General features: G+C 58.5%; 13 protein-coding genes. 11 read left to right on the forward strand and 2 right to left on the reverse strand.

What is annotated here, in order from left to right:
* The first annotated feature begins 50 nt into the window (after positions 1-50).
* The 6 genes from FVV99_RS05170 (at position 51) to FVV99_RS05195 (ending at position 7,354) form a co-directional block, all read left to right on the forward strand.
* A complete protein-coding gene (locus FVV99_RS05170; RefSeq protein ID WP_148252961.1) occupies positions 51-2,639 on the forward strand; it encodes a TRAP transporter permease in 2,589 nt (862 codons plus the stop codon).
* A gap of 25 nt (positions 2,640-2,664) precedes the next feature.
* On the forward strand, positions 2,665-3,093 hold the full coding sequence (locus FVV99_RS05175; protein ID WP_148252962.1) for a universal stress protein: 429 nt from the start codon (positions 2,665-2,667) through the stop codon (positions 3,091-3,093).
* 106 nt (positions 3,094-3,199) lie between these two features.
* Entirely contained in the window at positions 3,200-4,003 is an 804-nt protein-coding gene (locus tag FVV99_RS05180; RefSeq protein ID WP_148252963.1) for an MOSC domain-containing protein, read from the forward strand.
* 53 nt (positions 4,004-4,056) lie between these two features.
* A complete protein-coding gene (locus tag FVV99_RS05185; RefSeq protein ID WP_161598962.1) occupies positions 4,057-4,539 on the forward strand; it encodes a lysozyme inhibitor LprI family protein in 483 nt (160 codons plus the stop codon).
* Between the two features lie 95 nt (positions 4,540-4,634).
* Complete coding sequence (locus FVV99_RS05190; RefSeq protein ID WP_148252965.1) at positions 4,635-5,147, forward strand: oxidoreductase; 513 nt, start codon at positions 4,635-4,637, stop codon at positions 5,145-5,147.
* Between the two features lie 17 nt (positions 5,148-5,164).
* Positions 5,165-7,354 carry an ATP-binding protein gene (locus FVV99_RS05195; protein ID WP_148252966.1) on the forward strand — a complete coding sequence of 730 codons (2,190 nt, stop codon included), beginning with the start codon at positions 5,165-5,167 and terminating at the stop codon, positions 7,352-7,354.
* A 10-nt stretch (positions 7,355-7,364) separates the two neighbouring features.
* Here the strand turns inward: FVV99_RS05195 and cra are convergent, their stop codons facing one another.
* The gene (gene cra / locus FVV99_RS05200; RefSeq protein WP_148252967.1) at positions 7,365-8,387 is read right to left on the reverse strand and encodes a catabolite repressor/activator; all 1,023 of its coding nucleotides are present in this window, start codon (positions 8,385-8,387) and stop codon (positions 7,365-7,367) included.
* Between the two features lie 284 nt (positions 8,388-8,671).
* Here cra and ptsP point away from each other — a divergent pair, with 284 nt between their 5' ends.
* The 5 genes from ptsP (at position 8,672) to FVV99_RS05225 (ending at position 17,060) form a co-directional block, all read left to right on the forward strand.
* The gene (gene ptsP, locus FVV99_RS05205) at positions 8,672-11,533 is read left to right on the forward strand and encodes a phosphoenolpyruvate--protein phosphotransferase (protein ID WP_148252968.1); all 2,862 of its coding nucleotides are present in this window, start codon (positions 8,672-8,674) and stop codon (positions 11,531-11,533) included.
* Positions 11,533-12,507 carry a 1-phosphofructokinase gene (gene pfkB / locus FVV99_RS05210; RefSeq protein ID WP_148252969.1) on the forward strand — a complete coding sequence of 325 codons (975 nt, stop codon included), beginning with the start codon at positions 11,533-11,535 and terminating at the stop codon, positions 12,505-12,507. Before ptsP ends, pfkB begins: the two co-directional genes overlap by 1 nt.
* Positions 12,504-14,252, forward strand: a complete 1,749-nt coding sequence (locus tag FVV99_RS05215) for a PTS fructose-like transporter subunit IIB (protein WP_148252970.1) — start codon at positions 12,504-12,506, stop codon at positions 14,250-14,252. Before pfkB ends, FVV99_RS05215 begins: the two co-directional genes overlap by 4 nt.
* 191 nt (positions 14,253-14,443) lie before the next feature.
* Entirely contained in the window at positions 14,444-15,664 is a 1,221-nt protein-coding gene (nosP, locus tag FVV99_RS05220; protein WP_148252971.1) for a nitric oxide-sensing protein NosP, read from the forward strand.
* On the forward strand, positions 15,576-17,060 hold the full coding sequence (locus FVV99_RS05225) for an ATP-binding response regulator (RefSeq protein WP_148252972.1): 1,485 nt from the start codon (positions 15,576-15,578) through the stop codon (positions 17,058-17,060). The genes nosP and FVV99_RS05225 overlap by 89 nt, the downstream gene beginning before the upstream one ends.
* Here FVV99_RS05225 and FVV99_RS05230 read toward each other — a convergent pair.
* Complete coding sequence (locus tag FVV99_RS05230; protein ID WP_148252973.1) at positions 17,042-17,719, reverse strand: response regulator; 678 nt, start codon at positions 17,717-17,719, stop codon at positions 17,042-17,044. The two genes, FVV99_RS05225 and FVV99_RS05230, sit on opposite strands and share 19 nt — an antisense overlap.
* Between the last annotated feature and the right edge of the window lie 118 nt (positions 17,720-17,837).

Here is a 17,837-nt window from a genome sequence, read left to right on the forward strand (position 1 = left end):
ATGTACGTGGCATCACTGGTTCGACGGTGACTGGTAGACAGGATAATGCGATGAGCGATGAAGCGAGAACGTCAGATAATGAACTTGAGGAGTTGGTCTCATCCTCTGATAGCGGTTCACGCAAACCGGCAGGTATGCCAGGCAAGATCCTGGTCGGAGTCGCGACGGTCTGGTCGTTGTTTCAACTCTGGATCGCCTCGCCTTTGCCGTTCATTCTTGGATTCGGTTCCGTCAACGCCACTCAGGCCCGTTCCATCCATTTGGCGTTTGCACTGTTCCTGGCGTATACCGCCTATCCTGCATTGAAACGCTCTCCCCGAGACCGCATACCGTTACAAGATTGGATATTGGCCCTGGTGGCCACGTTCTGCGGTGCTTACCTGTTTCTCTTTTATGCGCAGTTAGCCGAACGCCCTGGAGCGCCCCTGCTTCAGGACGTCATCGTCGGCATCGTGGGAATCCTGCTGCTCCTCGAAGCGACCCGTCGTGCGCTGGGGCCGCCACTGATGATCGTGGCGTCGGTGTTCATCATTTATACGCTGGCCGGCCCTTATATGCCAGGCATTCTCGCTCATGGCGGTGTCAGCTTTTACGGTCTGATCAATCACCAGTGGTTGACGACGCAAGGTGTCTTCGGGATTGCCTTGGGGGTCTCGACGAGTTTCGTTTTTCTGTTCGTATTGTTTGGTGCCTTGCTCGATAAGGCGGGGGCCGGAAACTATTTCATCAAGGTCGCATTTTCGCTGTTGGGTCACTATAAAGGAGGGCCCGCCAAGGCGGCTGTCGTGGCTTCCGGCATGACGGGGCTGATATCGGGATCATCGATCGCCAATACAGTGACGACCGGTACCTTCACCATACCGATGATGAAGCGAGTCGGTTTCTCGGCTGAAAAAGCCGGAGCGGTGGAGGTCGCCTCCTCGGTCAATGGTCAGATCATGCCGCCCGTCATGGGGGCAGCGGCCTTCTTGATGGTCGAATATGTCGGCATTTCCTATGTGGAAGTCATCAAGCATGCCTTCCTTCCCGCACTTATCTCCTACATTGCTCTGATCTATATCGTTCACCTAGAAGCCTTGAAGGCCGATATGAAAGGTCTGCCGTCGAACAATCCCTATAAGCCGTTCTTGCATAAAGCAATCGGTTTCCTGGGGGGATTATTGCTGCTCATGGGAGTGGCATTCGCGGTCTATTACGGGCTGGGCTGGCTAAAGCCGATTCTGGGTGACCTGACCATCTGGGTGGTTGGATTGTTGCTATTCGGGGTGTACGTCTCCCTGCTTCGGGTGGGTTCCGGCTACCCTGAGCTGGAACTGGATGATTCCACCTCCGAGGTGATCGAACTGCCGCAGACTCGACCCACCGTCATGGTGGGGCTGCACTACATACTCCCGGTCATCGTGTTGGTGTGGTGCTTGATGGTGGAACGGTTGTCGCCGGGGCTGTCAGCTTTCTGGGCCACAGTGTTCATGATTTTCATTATCGTGACCCAACGACCGATTACCGCACTCTTCCGTAAACGGAGCCGACCGGCAGAAGACATCAAGGAAGGTTTGATGGATCTCTGGAACGGCCTGGTCACCGGTGCCCGTAACATGATCGGCATCGGTATCGCGACCGCGACGGCCGGGATTATCGTGGGGGCGGTATCGCAGACCGGCGTCGGGCTGGTACTGGCGGATGTCGTCGAGACCCTGTCGATGGGCAATCTGCTGCTGATACTGCTGTTTACCGCCATACTTAGCCTGATTCTCGGGATGGGCCTGCCGACGACGGCAAACTATATCGTGGTATCGGCACTGCTGGCACCGGTCGTCGTTCAACTGGGTGAGCAGAATGGCCTGCTGGTACCACTGATCGCGGTGCACTTGTTCGTGTTCTATTTCGGCATCATGGCGGATGTAACGCCGCCGGTGGGGTTGGCATCGTTCGCCGCGGCGGCGGTCTCCGGTGGTGAACCATTGCGTACCGGGTTTCAGGCGTTCTATTACAGCTTGCGTACGGCCGCCTTGCCCTTCCTGTTCATTTTCAACAACGATCTCCTGTTGATCGATGTCTCCGTGTTCGAGGGGATACTGGTATTCGTCGTTGCGACGGTAGCCATGCTGATCTTTGCGGCGGCGACACAAGGGTTTCTGCTGACCAGGAACCGCTGGTATGAAAGCCTGCTGCTGTTGTTGGTTGCCTTCACACTGTTTCGGCCCGGATTCTGGATGGATCGCATTCACGATCCCTATGAAACGATGCCAGGAAGTGAACTGGTGCAGGCGCTGGACCAGGTCGACGACGATAGCAATCTGAGAGTCAGAATCGTGGGTACCGATGACTTCGGTGCGCCGATGGAAACCTATGTACTGCTCCCCGTACCGGAAGGCGAAACGGGACAGGAGCGCCTGGACAAGCTGGGCATGCAACTGCTCCATGAGGATGACCGAGCGATCGTCGACATGGTTCAGTACGGCAGTCAGGCTCAAGATCTGGGATTTGAGTTCGACCAGGAAATCGTTGAAGTATTCGCACCGGTCGACACATGGCCCAAGGAATTGATGTGGATTCCGGCCTTTGTGGTTTTTGGTGGCATCGTGTTGTTACAGCGTCGCCGTCGCGATGCCAGTGCCGAGCCTGCGACGGCACCGTAATGGTTTCTTGATGGAGAAACTCGACATGTACAGTAAAATTCTGCTGCCGGTGGATCTGAACGAGGATTCGTCATGGACCAAGGCGCTACCCACGGCATTGACTCTGTGTCGTACCTTTGCGGCATCTCTTCACATCGTCACCGTGATACCCGACTATCGCATGCCAATGGTTGGCTCCTATTTTCCCGAAGATTTTGCTAAGCAAGCACGCGCAGGGGTCATCGAGGCACAACGCGTTTTCGTCGAGCAGCAGGTTCCGAAGGATATCGACGTCAAGACGTCGATCATCGATGGCTCGCCCTGGGAAGCGATCATCAAATCATCGAAAAAGCTCGATATCGACTTGATCGTCATGGCGTCGCACACCAAGCGCAAGTTTGCGGACTATGTGTTAGGGCCCAATGCGGAACATGTCGTCCATCACGCCAAGGTATCGGTCATGATCGTGCGTTGACGCGTGATCCGATATTTCGGATCGCTGGCAAGCCATCAGCGTTCAAGGCTATGCTGGGGTGCGAGCTATCCTGAGCCCCCTTTGCCTGCGAATAGGAATATCAAGGATGACAGTAACCCGCCCTGTCGTGTCAGCGCTATATCGCTATCCCGCCAAATCGACGGCCGGTGAGTCGCTCACCGGCGTTCATGTCAGCCAAGAAGGCATCGTCGGAGATCGGCGATATATGGTTGTCAAACCCGATGGCACCTTCGTGACTGCACGTACCCATCCGCACCTGCAACGAGTGACGGTAACGTTGTGTTCAGAGGGACTGGTGCTGAATCATCCTGAATTGCAGTCGTTGACGCTACATCATGAGGCATTCTCCCGGCAGGTCTTCCAGACTCAGGTGTGGGGTGATGTCATCGATGCCTTGACGACGACAGAGGAGGCGGATGAATGGTTGGGACAGGCTCTGGGCGAACCCGTGAAACTATTGTGGTTGGGTGAACGTTCACCGCGTTATCGCCAATCGATTGGTCAACGCGTCAGTTTTGCCGATGGCTACCCATTGATGCTGATCGGTGACGCTTCGCTGGAAGATCTGAATTCACGCTTGGAGGCATCGCAGCGGATGTCACAGTTTCGACCCAACCTTGTCGTCAAGGGGGCGCTACCCTATGCCGAGGATGGCTGGCAGCGTCTCAGGATCGGAGACGTTGAACTGGCCGTGGCCAAGCCCTGTTCTCGTTGCGTCATGATTACCGTCGATCCGTCGACAGGGCGCTTCATGCCGAATAGAGAGCCATTGCGTACTCTGTCGACCTATCGTCGCGGCCCCGATGGCAAGATCCTGTTCGGGCAGAATCTCATCGTCATGACACCTGGATGGCTCGATGTGGGTATGCCGGTCGATGTGCTCGCCTGAGTACGTAGCCGCACACGATGGCGAGTCAACGGCATGGTGTTAGGAGAGAAGAAATGGAGTACGCAAAGCGAACTCATTGCGTGAGTTGGATGATACTGGCGATGCTGCCGGCATCGATAGGGTATGCGGAGACGGAATCGGACCCGCAGGATGCGATTTCCGTGACCCACCCGATTGAGCACCGCCTCGATCTCTGTATGGAAGAGGGGGACTGGACGACGCGTTCGATGCGTGAATGTACGCATGCGGCCTACGAAGAGTGGCAAGCGGAGGTCGAGGAGTTGAAGAATCGCCTGTCGCGTGCGCTTGGCAGCGAGGCGCGTGAGGCTCTGGATGCGTCTCAACGAGCGTGGGAGAAAAGCCGAGATGCCGAGTTCCGCTTCATCTCCGCCTATCATGAGGAGTTCCGTCAGGCCGAGTTGGGCCAAGGGACGCTGATACCGGTGGCCGAGCAATTGCGTCGCAATGCTGTGTTGCGGGACCGGGTGCAACAGTTGCAACGTTACCTGGATGGTTTGGAAGATATTCGCGAGTGAGTCGAATATCGAGGGGGGAACTGACCCCTGGCCAAAGATCGCGTAATCTTGCCGTATATTGTTGTCGCGTCACTTGTTGAATTCGGGCGGTCGTCATGCGTTTGGGTTTCATTCCCCGTTCCCTGTTGGGGTGTTTGCTGTTCTCTCTGATCATGCCGGCATGGTCTCATGAGCTGCCTCAACCCGATGGTGATGTGATGCTGACGGTAAGTGGCGACATCAGCAATCCGAACGTGGGGGACGAAGCACGTTTTGATCGACAGATGCTCGACGCACTGCCATCACGTGTCATCGAGACCCACACACCCTGGACGAATGGCAAGAGTCGTTATGAAGGCCCGTTAGCCACGGCAGTACTGGATGCCGCTGGTGCTCGAGGTACCTGGTTCGAGGTCAGGGCCTTGAATGATTTTGCGGCCAAGATCCCGCGTTCGGATCTGGAAGAGTACGCTGTGATTCTAGCGATGGAGCGTGATGGCGAACCAATGCCGATTCGCGAGTACGGTCCGATTTTCGTGCTGTATCCTTTTGACGATCACCCCGAGCTGCGTAACGAGACCATCCGGTTTCGTTCGGTTTGGCAGGTATCGAACATTCATGTCGAGTAAGATCGGGCCATATTTTCATGCTGCGCTACCCACTACGATTGAAGATTGGCGTGTTCTCGTCATTACTGCTGTTTACTTCGGCCGTCGTGGTAGTGGGATTGGTGTTATGGCGTCAGGAGAGTCTGGCTGAGAGTGTGGGAGGTGACACGGCTTGGGCGGCTTACAAGCTCGATCGTGAAACCGTACAGTTGCGCAATATATTGGCCATGACGGATGCATCGGAGCCTGTGGATAACCTACAGCTGCACTTCGAGCTCCTCTATAGTCGAATCAATGTGCTAAGGCGTGGCGAAATCGGGGAACTGTTCGCGTCGATTCCCGATGCCAGGGAGTTGATGCCGCGAATCGAAGCACATCTGGAGCATCTCGATACTGAGTTCGAAGCACTGGAGCAGCTTGCCGCAGAGGATCGGCAGCGCCTCGATGCTGACCTGCAAGAACTAGGTGAGCTCACCGAAAGGCTGGTCATCGCCATCAATGCACACATTGCAGAAACGGCCACGTCCGAGCGTCGCTCGCTCAATCAACTCTATGGGTTGCTGTTGGCCTTGATCGTGGCCATGAGTCTGGCAGCCATGCTGGTGGTCATCTTCCTGGTCCGTGAAGTACGGGATAATGCTCGTGCCCGACGCGATCTCGAGCGCTTGAGTGGTGAACTCGAGGCGACGGCACAACGTGCTGAATCGGCAAGTCAGGCCAAGTCGGAGTTCCTCGCGACGGTCAGCCACGAAATTCGCACGCCATTGAATGGTGTCATCGGCATGAGTGATCTGTTGCTCGAACAGCCTCTGGATCAAGCATCGCGACATTATGCCCATACCATTCACGATAGTGCCGGGCAATTGCTTAGCTTGATCGATGACATACTCGACTTTTCCAAGATCGAGGCAGGACGTCTTGAAATCGAGCGTGTGCCGTTTTCGTTGCGCCAGGTGCTGGAAGGTGTCGTTGGACTGTTCGAACCGCGTGCTTCCGGCAAACAACTGGCATTGTATACGCGTATAGCCGAGGATCTTCCGGATCGGGTGCTTGGTGACCCGGGGCGACTTCGCCAAGTGTTATTGAACCTGCTCTCGAATGCCATCAAGTTCACCGAGCAGGGTGAGATCGTATTATGCGCTTCCCGCCGTCCGCGTGAACGGTTGTGCATTGAACTCCTCGATACGGGGTGCGGGATCGCTGACGGTATGCGTGACATCCTGTTCGAACCGTTTCGACAGGGAGACGCATCGACAGCGCGACACTTTGGTGGCTCCGGACTCGGGCTGGCGATCTGCAAGCGCCTGGTCGAAGCCATGGGTGGAGAGATCGGCGCCGACAACCGATTAGAACGGGGCAGCCGTTTCTGGATCGTTCTGCCCTTGTCGACGGCCGATGTCGAAGAGGCTCTCCCGACGGCAGAACCACCCAAGTTGTCGTTTCAGGGCGAAGCGACGCTCCTGTTGGTCGAAGACAACCAGGTCAATCAGCAAGTGGCGGTGGCCATGCTCGAGCGGTTGGGATGTCATGTCGAGGTCGCTGCCGATGGCTTGGCAGCGCTCGACATGATCGAGACGACGCGTTATGCGCTGGTTTTCATGGATATTCAGATGCCAGGCATGGATGGAATCGAGGTGACCCGGCGCTTGCGCGCCAGAGGTGGGTGGTTTGCACAATTGCCGATCGTGGCGATGACGGCGGGAGCGACTGTCGGAGAGCGCGCTCGCTGCTTGGCTGCGGGGATGGCGGATTATCTGACCAAACCGCTATTCCATGATGCCCTGGCCAGCGTGTTGGCTCGACATCTGAGCGAGGGTGATGCGTCGGCGCTACCTAGCGGTGACGAAAGGCCTTATCAAGGTGTCGATGCCGCGCAAGAACCCGATGCAGAGATACTGAGCGAGCTCTGTTCGTCCATGGGGATCGATGGTATTGCCTCGTTGACGACCCTGTTTGCCGATCAGCTCAAGACACGACGCCAGGAACTGGAAGCCGATGTCGAAGCAGGCCGTTATGTCTCGGCTTCGCGATTGGCCCATCTGCTGAAAGGGGAGGCGGCAAGCCTGGGGTTGATGACGCTGGCGGAATACGCTCATACATTGGAATCAGCGGCTCGTACCGATAATCCTGATAGTGTGCGGCGAGCCTGGCAGGATTTCGAAGGCCACTGCCCATTGGCATTGGAAGCGCTCGATCAATGGCTACGTGAGCATCAGGCACAGGCCTGATGAGACAGCATCAAGGCAGTTCCGACAACGGTGATGACAGGCTGACGGCTGACTCCGCTCGGTGTTTGAGGGAGCGCTCGACGACATCCTGCCCAGGCTGGTATTTGCCGTCTGCTGCCTTCATGGCACGGTCCAGCGTCAAGTCGGCGATACGGTCATGGTCCTGGGGGAGCGAGTTGATAGCCAACGGCAGGAAGTCCAGCAGTCGATCATCGCCAAATGTTGCCAGGTGCAGATCCTGAGGTAGACCACCATTTTCCAGTAGTACGTCGAAAACGCCATCAAGCAGCGTGTAGGACGCTGTTACCAAGGCGTCTGGCAGTGGACTTTGGCGGAGAAGCCAACGCATCAAACGAGCTCCTTCACTGCGATCGTAGCGGTTGGCACTGAGAGTGGTGATCTCCAGTTCGCGACCCGCTAGCGCCTTATTGAAGCCCGCTCGTCGCTCGATGCTGATCGAGAGTTCGGGGACTGCATCCAGCCAGGCAATGTGATCGACATCCGGCGTCAGCACGGAGTGTGTCAGCGACATGGCAGCGGCCTGGTTGTTACTGACGATACTGACGAAATGGTCAGGATCGAGTGCTCGGTCCACGGCGATAATCGGCAACCCTGATGCCATGAGGTCGTGATAGAAGGCATCATCCATGGGCAGGCAACTGGCGACGATCAGAACTTCACAACGCTGTGCTCTAAGTGCGCGAGCCAATTCCCGTTCACTGTCGGGGTTGTCGTCGGATCCGGTAATGAGCAACTGGTAACCGCGTTCACGAGCCCCTCGTTCCAGACGTTTGGCCAGGCGAGCGTAGCTGGCATTCTCCAGGTCAGGGATGATGAGCCCCAGGGTATGGCTGGAGCCGCGACGCAGGGCAGCGGCCTGGGCATCGACTCGATAATGATGCCGCTCGACGATCGCCATGACACGATCGACGGTATCCTGGCTGATACGCCGCTCCTGGGCCTTGCCGTTGATGACATAGCTGGCAGTCGTGCGCGAGACGCCAGCCAGTCTGGCGATTTCGGCGAGTGTCATTGTCGTCATCCTCTATTATGCCGATGGTGGGGCAGCGATGGCCCCATTCTACGTGAAACATGGGGCTGCCTACCCCCTGCTAAGGTCGAATACGCTATTGCTTGATAAATGGCTGAACACGATTCAGCATTGCTCTTATATTGAAGGTGACACGATTCAGCTTAGTCATTCAATGAATCATTCAACGTTTTCGACGGATGAACGTTGATCGCACACTAGGGACGTCGGAGCCAGAGGTCATGTCGTGTGCCGGGCGCACACCGAACCTCGTACGGGAGAGCAACATGCTGACACTCGACCAGGATGACATCATCCTCGACCGTCATGCTGATGATTGGCGGTCGGCGCTGGATCTCGCCGCTCAATCACTGAGCGATGCCGGTCTAGTCACCGAGGCCTATCGGGAAGGCCTGCATGACCGCGAATCGCAGTCATCGACCTATCTTGGCAATGCCATTGCCATTCCCCACGGCACGCCGGAGAGTCGTGAACATGTCAAACGAACAGGCGTTCGGGTCATCCAGTTCCCGGCCGGCGTCGAGTGGCACGATGGTAACCGAGTGCACGTGCTGGTCACGATCGCTGCGCAAAGCGATGAGCATTTGGATATCTTGCGACAATTGACGCATGTGTTGGACCGAGAGGGAGTGGCGGATCGATTGGCGGCGGCCGACTCTGCTCGTGAAATCGCGTCGCTCTTGTCGAAGGCACCGGTCGAGTCACGGCTGGACTCCGATACCCTGTGCTTGAATTTTCCCGCTCTCGATACCCTGGAACTGGCCTTGGCCGGAGCAGCGAGATTACGACAGTCGGGATGTGTCGACAATACGTTCATCGCTGCCATCTCCGACCAGCGACCTTGCCCATTGGGGCAGGGGCTGTGGTTGGTCTCGAGCGCGACGGGTGTGCAGACGCCAGCATTGTCGCTGGCCACACCGGAAGCCAGCTTCCAAGGATCCCAAGGTACGGTCAATGGCGTCTTGTGCCTTGCGGCGCAAGGGGAAGCCCACCGTGATCTATTGGAGCGCATTGTGACGTTGCTGGACAGTCAGTCGGGCGAGACGCTGGTCGGCGCCGACTCTGACACTGTGCTGTCGCGGTTGTCCGGGGAGTCTGCGAGCGCCCGGACGGCGAAGGCTCGGGTGCTTAACGCGCATGGTCTCCATGCGCGTCCCGCCAAGCAACTGGTCCAGATAGCCCGTGAACAGCAGGTGCCAGTCAAGGTCAGGTTGGCGGAAGGGGGTGGAGGTGCCGTTTCCGCAGCCAGCCTCACCAAGGTCATCGGTCTGGGCGCGCGTCGTGGGCAACAGTTGCTTTTCTCTGCCGAGGGCACCGGCGCTGATGCAGCACTGGATGCCGTATGCCGTGCGGTCCAAGAGGGGCTGGGGGACAAGGTGGTGCCCTTCGAGGAAGGGCGTGAGCATAGTGAACCCATTGCGGAACCCGTGATCGAGCCTCTCGAGGCCGATACGGCGCACTTGGCGGTTGCCGCGTCTCCAGGGTTGGCCATCGCCGAAGCGTTTGTCATGCGTCCGCCGCGTTTCGAGTATCCCGAGCGAGCTGAAAAACCGACGGAGGAATCGCGCCGGCTCGATGTCGCCATCCAGGAAGCGAGGCAGCAGTTGGCGGTACTGATCCGGCAGGCGCCGGGCGGCGAGGTTTCGGAAATTCTGTCGATGCATGAGGAGATGCTCGACGATCCGGAATTGCATGAAGCGGCGCGTGAAGGCATTCGCGAAGGTCTTTCTGCCGAGGCAGGCTGGTGGCAGGCCATTGAAACGGCCGCCCATGCTCAGGAAATGCTGGCCGATCGGTTACTGGCCGAACGTGCGGCCGATCTGCGTGACGTGGGGCGACGTGTCCTGGGCGTATTATGTGACATCGAACTACCGGAGCCGCCGGAGCGCCCCTACATCCTGGTCATGGACGATATCGGCCCCTCGGATGTGGCGCGTCTGGATACGAGTCGAGTCCAGGGTCTGTTGACCGCTCGAGGCGGCGCTACGGCGCACAGTGCCATCCTGGCTCGTGCGTTGGGCATTCCCGCGGTGGTTGGGGCCGGTCCGCGTATCATGAGGCTCGACAATGGGGTCGAACTCGTCCTCGATGGTGAACGTGGGCGGGTAATACCCTCGCCATCCCTTGAACGCCGTCAGCGTGCCGAGTTGCGTCTCAAAGAGCGTGAGCGGCTCGAGCGCGATGCCTGGGCTGCCCGCTTCGAGGAAGGTCGTACGCGTGATGGGCATCGCATTGAGGTTGCCGCCAACCTGGGGAATACAGCACATACGCAGGATGCGGTGGAGCGCGGCGCTGAAGGTATCGGACTGCTGCGCACCGAGTTCATCTTCATGGCGCATGCACAGGCACCGGATCTTGATACCCAGATCGCCGAGTACCGCACCGCGGTACAGGATCTGGGGGGACGACCGCTCGTCGCGCGTACGTTGGATGTGGGGGGAGACAAGCCGCTGCCGTACTGGCCGGTTCCGCCAGAAGACAACCCGTTCCTGGGCTTGCGTGGCATTCGTCTGTCATTGACCCAGCCCGAGATTCTGGAAACGCAACTGCGTGCGCTATTGATGGCAGGTAGCGGTAGTCCGCTGCGCATCATGTTGCCGATGGTCAAGGACATCGCCGAGTTTCGTCAGGCCAAGACGATACTGGACCGCCTGCTCGCGGAGATTCCCGAGAGCGATCGTGCCACCGATGTTCAGCTCGGAGTGATGATCGAAATCCCTTCCTGCGCTCTGCTGGCACCGAGCCTGGCGGCGGAAGTCGACTTCTTCTCGATCGGCACCAACGACCTCACCCAGTACACACTGGCTATCGATCGCGGACACTCTGAACTGTCTGCCCAGGCCGATGGACTGCATCCCGCTGTATTGCGGCTGATCCAGATGACTGTCGAAGCGGCACACGCGCAAGACAAGTGGGTCGGGGTCTGTGGGGAACTCGCCAGCGACGCGTTGGCCGTCCCCGTCCTGGTGGGACTGGGGGTCGATGAACTGTCAGTCGCGGCTCGACAGGTGCCTTTGGTCAAGGCGCGGCTACGCGATTTCGATGTTGCTGACGCACGGTATCAGGCGGAGCTTGCGCTGACCCAGTCGACCAGTGAGGCCGTACGCGAAGCCTTGGAGGCACGGTAATGGCCAGGATACTGACGCTGAGCTTCAATCCCGCTCTGGATCTGGCTATCCGTTTACCCAGTCTGGTGCTCGGTGAGGTCAACCGGACCGACGAAACGCATCTGGATGCGGCCGGCAAGGGAGTCAACGTGGCGCGTGTACTGGTTGCTCTAGGTCATGACGTCACGGTATCCGGTTTCCTCGGTGACGCGAACGATGGCCCATTCCTGCGCTTGTTCCAATCGTTGGGGGTGGACGACGCCTTTCTGCGCGTCTCCGGTGAGACGCGCATCAATGCCAAGGTCGCTGAAAGCGATGGTCGTGTGACCGATATCAACGGTCCCGGAGTCTGCATCCAGCGCTCGGATTGGAAGCGCTGGACGGCGTGGCTCGACAGGTTGACAGACGACCCGGTCCGACGGCCCGAGGCCGTCGTCATTGCCGGTAGCCTGCCACCCGGCATGACGCCTGAGGATCAAGCCGGCTTGATTCGACGCCTGCGTCGGCAAGGCCTACCGGTATGGGTGGATACGAGTGGCGAGGCCTTGACTCAGGCAATCGGCGCCGCCCCCACCGCCATCAAGCCCAACGAGCATGAACTCGCCGATTGGGCCGGGGTGGTCTTGTCAGATGATACGCAACGTCGTTCGGCCGCACGGCGTCTGCATCGTGTCGGCATCGAGGAAGCGTTGATATCTGCAGGTGAGCAGGGCGTGCTTTGGGTCAGTGATCGCGGAGAGTACCTGGCGATACCGCCGGTGGTGCCCGTCGCAAGCACGGTCGGCGCCGGTGATACCTTCGTCGCTGCCATGCTGCATGGCGTACTTTCAGATCATCCACCGGAACAGGCCTTGGGCTTTGCGACCGCCTTGGCAGCGGAATCCGTTCGACATGTCGGTGTGGGCAACCCCCACGTCGGTGATATCCATCAACTCCAACAACAGACTTGCGTGCGTCGTTTTGACGATGTCGACGCAGATGGAGCGCTCGCATGAAGATAATTCTGATCACTGCCTGCCCCAGTGGCATGGCAACGACCTTCCTGGCCGCCCGCCGTCTCGAACAGGCCGCGCGACAGCGTGATTGGCAAGTGTCGGTGGAAATGCACGGTGATTTGGAGCCCATGACGCCGGTCGACAAGGCGACGATTGACGCGGCCGATCTGGTGATCGTGGCCGCTGATCATGTGCCGGCCCCCCCTCGTTTTGAAGGCAAGCGCCTGTATCAGGCGCCGATCGATCAGGCCTTGCCTGACCCGTCCGCCTTTCTGGACCGGGCTGATCGGGAAGCAACGGCTTATCGTGCGCCTGCCGAACCACAGACCGCCACGGGGCCTGCGGCTCCGGGCGGCCGGAAGATCGTGGCGGTAACGGCTTGTCCTACCGGTGTGGCCCACACGTTCATGGCGGCCGAAGCGCTTGCCGAGGCCGGCAAGGCCATGGGGCACCAGATTCGCGTCGAAACCCAAGGGTCGGTTGGCGCCCAGGACCAACTCACCGATGAAGAGATCGCCAATGCCGATCTGGTCATACTGGCCTGTGATATCGACGTCGACCCGACGCGATTTGCCGGTAAACCGGTATGGTATACCTCGACCGGCAATGCCCTGAAGAAACCGCGTCCCACGATCGAGGAAGCGTTGGAAAACGCCGAGATCCAGTCGGGGGTGTCGGCGTCAGGGACCGGCAGTGAGCGCAAGCAGAGCATCAAGGAAAAGGGCATTTACAAGCACTTGCTTACCGGGGTGTCCTTCATGCTCCCCATGGTGGTCGCCGGGGGGCTGCTGATTGCTCTCTCGTTCGTATTCGGCATTAATGCCGCCGAGGAAGAGGGGTCGCTGGCCGCAGCGTTGATGCAGATCGGTGGCGGTACGGCATTCGCCCTGATGATCCCCGTCCTGGCTGGCTATATCGCGTATTCGATTGCCGATCGGCCAGGCATCGCGCCAGGCATGATCGGAGGGATGTTGGCCTCCGAAGTGGGAGCCGGCTTCATCGGCGGTATTCTGGCCGGCTTCCTGGCCGGTTATGTAGCCAAGGCAGTGGCGCAGTACGTCAAATTGCCGTCGAGCATCGAGTCGCTCAAGCCGATCCTGATCATCCCCCTGATCACCAGTCTGGTGACTGGGCTGATCATGATTTACATCATTGGCGAACCCGTTGCAGGCATCCTGTCGGCCTTGACGTCGTTCCTGGAAAACATGAGTTCGGCTAACGCTGTGGTATTGGGTGTACTGTTGGGGGCCATGATGTGTTTCGACTTGGGGGGCCCAGTCAACAAAGCCGCTTACACATTCGGCGTCGGTCTGCTGTCCACGGAAACGTACGGCCCAATGGCGGCGATCATGGCTGCAGGCATGGTACCTGCCATCGGCATGGGCATTGCCAGCTTCATCGCCAGATCGAAATTCTCCGATCCCGAACGTGAGGCGGGAAAGGCCTCACTGGTCTTGGGGTTCTGTTTCATCACGGAAGGCGCTATTCCCTTTGCGGCCAAGGATCCGCTACGAGTGATTCCGGTATGTATGGTCGGTGGAGCCATTACGGGGGCGATCTCGATGCTGATTGGGGCCAAGCTGATGGCACCCCATGGCGGTATCTTCGTGTTGTTGATACCGAATGCGATCACACCGGTCTTGTTGTACTTGGCCGCGATCATTATCGGGTCACTGATCACGGGGGTGAGCTACGCGTTGATCAAGCGGGGAGGCCAGGAAGTCGCCGTGGAGGCCAGTGCCTGATCCTGCATCGCATCCTGAGTCGTGCATGCATCGGCGCCTGTCAGGCGCCGATGCTGTTGCTGTACTGGAGTTGGCGCGGGTTGCACCAGCACAAGACAGGAGGTCGCGGAGGCAAGACGGCCCATGACATCATTGTGAAAGCGTTCGGGTAGGGCATACACTGCAATGAAGTTCTTGCCAGTGATGCCGTCATGCTTGACTTGTCGATTGCCAATGCCCTGGTACCGGTTGGCGATGTCGCTTCGGACAGCGTGCTGCGTACGGCGTGCAGTGATCGGTACGATCCTTGTCTGGCTGCGAGCGAGTTGGCAGCGGACCTTCATCATGAAACCTTGGGATTCGTGCTGTTCTTTTGCAGTGCGGAATATCCGCTGGCAGCGTTAGGTCGATCCCTGGAAGATGCCTTTGAGGGGATACCTGTCAGTGGGTGCACGACAGCGGGTGAAATCACGCCACAGGGATATGATCGTGGCTGCATCGTGGCGATCGGATTCGATCGGCGCCATTTTGCCATGTCGCTGGCGTTGGTCGAGGATCTGGAACGCTTTGACCTGGAACGGGCTCAACGATTGACGGATGCTCTGCTTGGGGACTGTCGTCGTCAGGCTCTGGCGCCCATCAGTGGCCACAGCTTCGCCTTGACGTTGCTGGATGGCTTGTCCAGTTGTGAAGAACAGGTGCTGGCGACACTCGATGCGGCACTGGGCAGTATACCCAGCTTTGGCGGTTCGGCTGGCGATGACAACCATTTGGCGCATACGCATGTCTATCACCACGGTCGGTTTCACAGTCAGGCAGCCGTCGTCGTGATGTTCAATACGAACCTGCCGTTTGATGTGTTCACGACTCATCATCTGCGCTCGCGTAGCGAGAAACTGGTCGTGACCGCTGCGGATCGTGGACAACGTCGTGTCAATGAACTCAATGCCGCGCCGGCAGCCGCAGAATATGCGCGCCTTGTGGGATGTGCGGTCGACGATCTCGATGAATCGATCTTCGCTCGCCATCCCTTGGCCGTGAAGATCGGCGATGAGTACTATGTGCGGTCGATTCAGCGGGCGAACCCCGATGGTAGTCTGAGTTTTTACTGTGCCGTCGAGAACGGCATCGTGCTCACTGCCATGGAACCGGCTCCTATCCTCGACGACCTGCAAACCATCTTTAGCGAGCTGGAGTCACGTTTGGGGCCCCCTGAGCTGGTCATCGGGTGCGACTGTTTCCTGCGCCGGCTGGAACTCGAGTCGCTGGGGCAGGTCGATGCAGCGTCGCACTTGCTGGCCCGCCATGGCGTGATCGGATTCAACACCTATGGGGAGCAGCATCATGGCATGCACATCAACCAGACCTTTACCGGGGTTGTCGTTGGGCGTGCCGACGGTCGACTCGGCGGACGAGGCAACGACGACACGTGAACAGGCATTGGCAGCGGAAAATGCGCGTTTGCGAAAGGTCTGTCATGCATTGATCGAACGGGTCGAATCCAGTGGTGTTGCCGGCGGAGCCCCTTATGCGGCATTCGAACACGCCGTGTTATTGGCCGAGCAGGTTCGCGAGCGCACAGAAACTCTGCACCGGACCCTCGATGAACTGAGTCAGGCCAATGCCGAATTGGGGCAGCTCAATACCAAACTGCGCGAAGAGATAGACGAACGACTGGCTGCCGAGCAGGGGTTGCGTGACGCCAAGGCGGAGGCCGAAGCCGCGAATCTCTCGAAAACGAAGTTCCTCGCTGCTGTCAGCCACGATCTCCTGCAACCCTTGAATGCGGCACGACTGTTCACCAGCGCCTTGGCTGAACATACGATGCCCGAATCATCTCAGGCTTTGGTGGGGCACATCGGCCGTTCGCTGAAGGATGTCGAGAGCCTGCTGGGCACCTTGGTCGATATTTCCCGGCTGGATGCAGGGGTTCTCAAGCCTGATGTGGCGGCATTCCCGGTATCGGAACTGCTGGATGTGCTGGCGGAAGAGTACCGGCAGATCGCCATCGGTCAGCAGCTTTCCCTGCATTATGTCTCGAGCTCGACCGTTGTCCATTCCGATTTGCAACTGCTGGCGCGCGTTGTACGCAATTTTCTCGCCAATGCACTTCGCTACACGCGCGAGGGCCGAGTGCTTCTGGGGTGTCGGCGTCGGCTTGACGGTGTGGAAATCATCGTTGCCGATACGGGGCCTGGTATCCCCGCCGATCAACGCGAGGCGATTTTCCTCGAGTTTCGCCGTGCCACGAAGCACGCTGGAGACAAGGACCGAGGGCTAGGCTTGGGGCTGGCGATTGTCGATCGTATTGCCACCATGCTGGACCATCCGCTCCGTTTGATGTCGCAACCGGGTCAGGGTGCCACCTTTTCTATTCTGGTGCCCTATGGCCGGCTGCCCTCACAAAGGCCGTCCGCTCAGGATAGCGAGCCGTCTGGATCACTGCTCGATGGCGTCAGGATATGGGTCATCGACGATGACCCGGCGATCTGCGAAGGCATGGAGGCGCTATTGGAGGGCTGGGGTGCCGAAGTGGTGAGCGCCGCATCGCTGGAGCGGCTCGAAGTGGCCGGTGAGTACGAGGCGGATATGCTGATCGTCGATTACCATTTATCCGAAGGGGAGCCCGATGGTCTGGTAGTGGCCCAGTCATTGCGAACGAGGAAGCCGGAACTGCCGGTTCTGGTGATTACTGCCAACCACGATGCCGACTTGAAACGTCAGGCCCGGGATCTGGGCTACGCCTGTTTACTCAAACCCGTGAAGCCGTTGCGTTTGAAAATGCTACTGCTCAACATGCTCGACTCCACTCAGGGGCGTTCGTTCTGACGCCCCAATCCCAGGTCGTTGGCGACCAGGATTGCTTGCACCCGACTCGTGACACCGAGCTTGCGCAGAATGGCAGATACGTGTGTCTTTACCGTCGTTTCGGCAATGGCCAGGCGGTAGGCAATCATCTTGTTGGAGTCTCCCAGTGCCATATGTGTCAAGACTTCGCGCTGTTTGTCGGTGAGCAGATCGAGGCTACCGTGATGCGAGGTCTGATCAGCGGAAAGATTCGTGACCTGTGCGCGTGTTGCTGTATCGGAACGGCGCATGATATCTGCAGGCAGATAGACGTTGCCCTCCAGTATTTGCGTGAGGGCGGCAAGCAGTGTCTGACGAGGCGTCGACTTGGGAATATAGCCGACGGCACCCAGATTCATCGCCTCAAGAACGGTGGTGCGATCCTGATCTGCCGAAACGATGGCGACAGGAATCAATGGGACGGTATCCCGCAGGCGTTCCAGGCCCGTGAGCCCTTCGGCATCCGGTAAGCCAAGATCCAGCAGGATCAGGTCCAGGTCGTCATGACAATCGGCCTGGGCCAGTGCTGTCGCCAGACTATCGGCCTCAATGACGCGACTGTCGGGCATACCGTCACGCAACACGCCGACGATGGCGTCACGAAACAAGGGGTGGTCGTCGGCAACCATCAATGTGTACATGAATTCCGAGCTCCCTGGAGCCAACTCCTGATCTCCTACCAAAGAACGAGCCTCTCTCCTGCCAGGGAAGTATGTCGCCATGGCGTGAGCTGTCCAACACTGAAGGGAGCTTCACCCA

The organism is Aidingimonas lacisalsi (assembly GCF_008079445.1).
Taxonomy (GTDB): domain Bacteria; phylum Pseudomonadota; class Gammaproteobacteria; order Pseudomonadales; family Halomonadaceae; genus Aidingimonas; species Aidingimonas lacisalsi.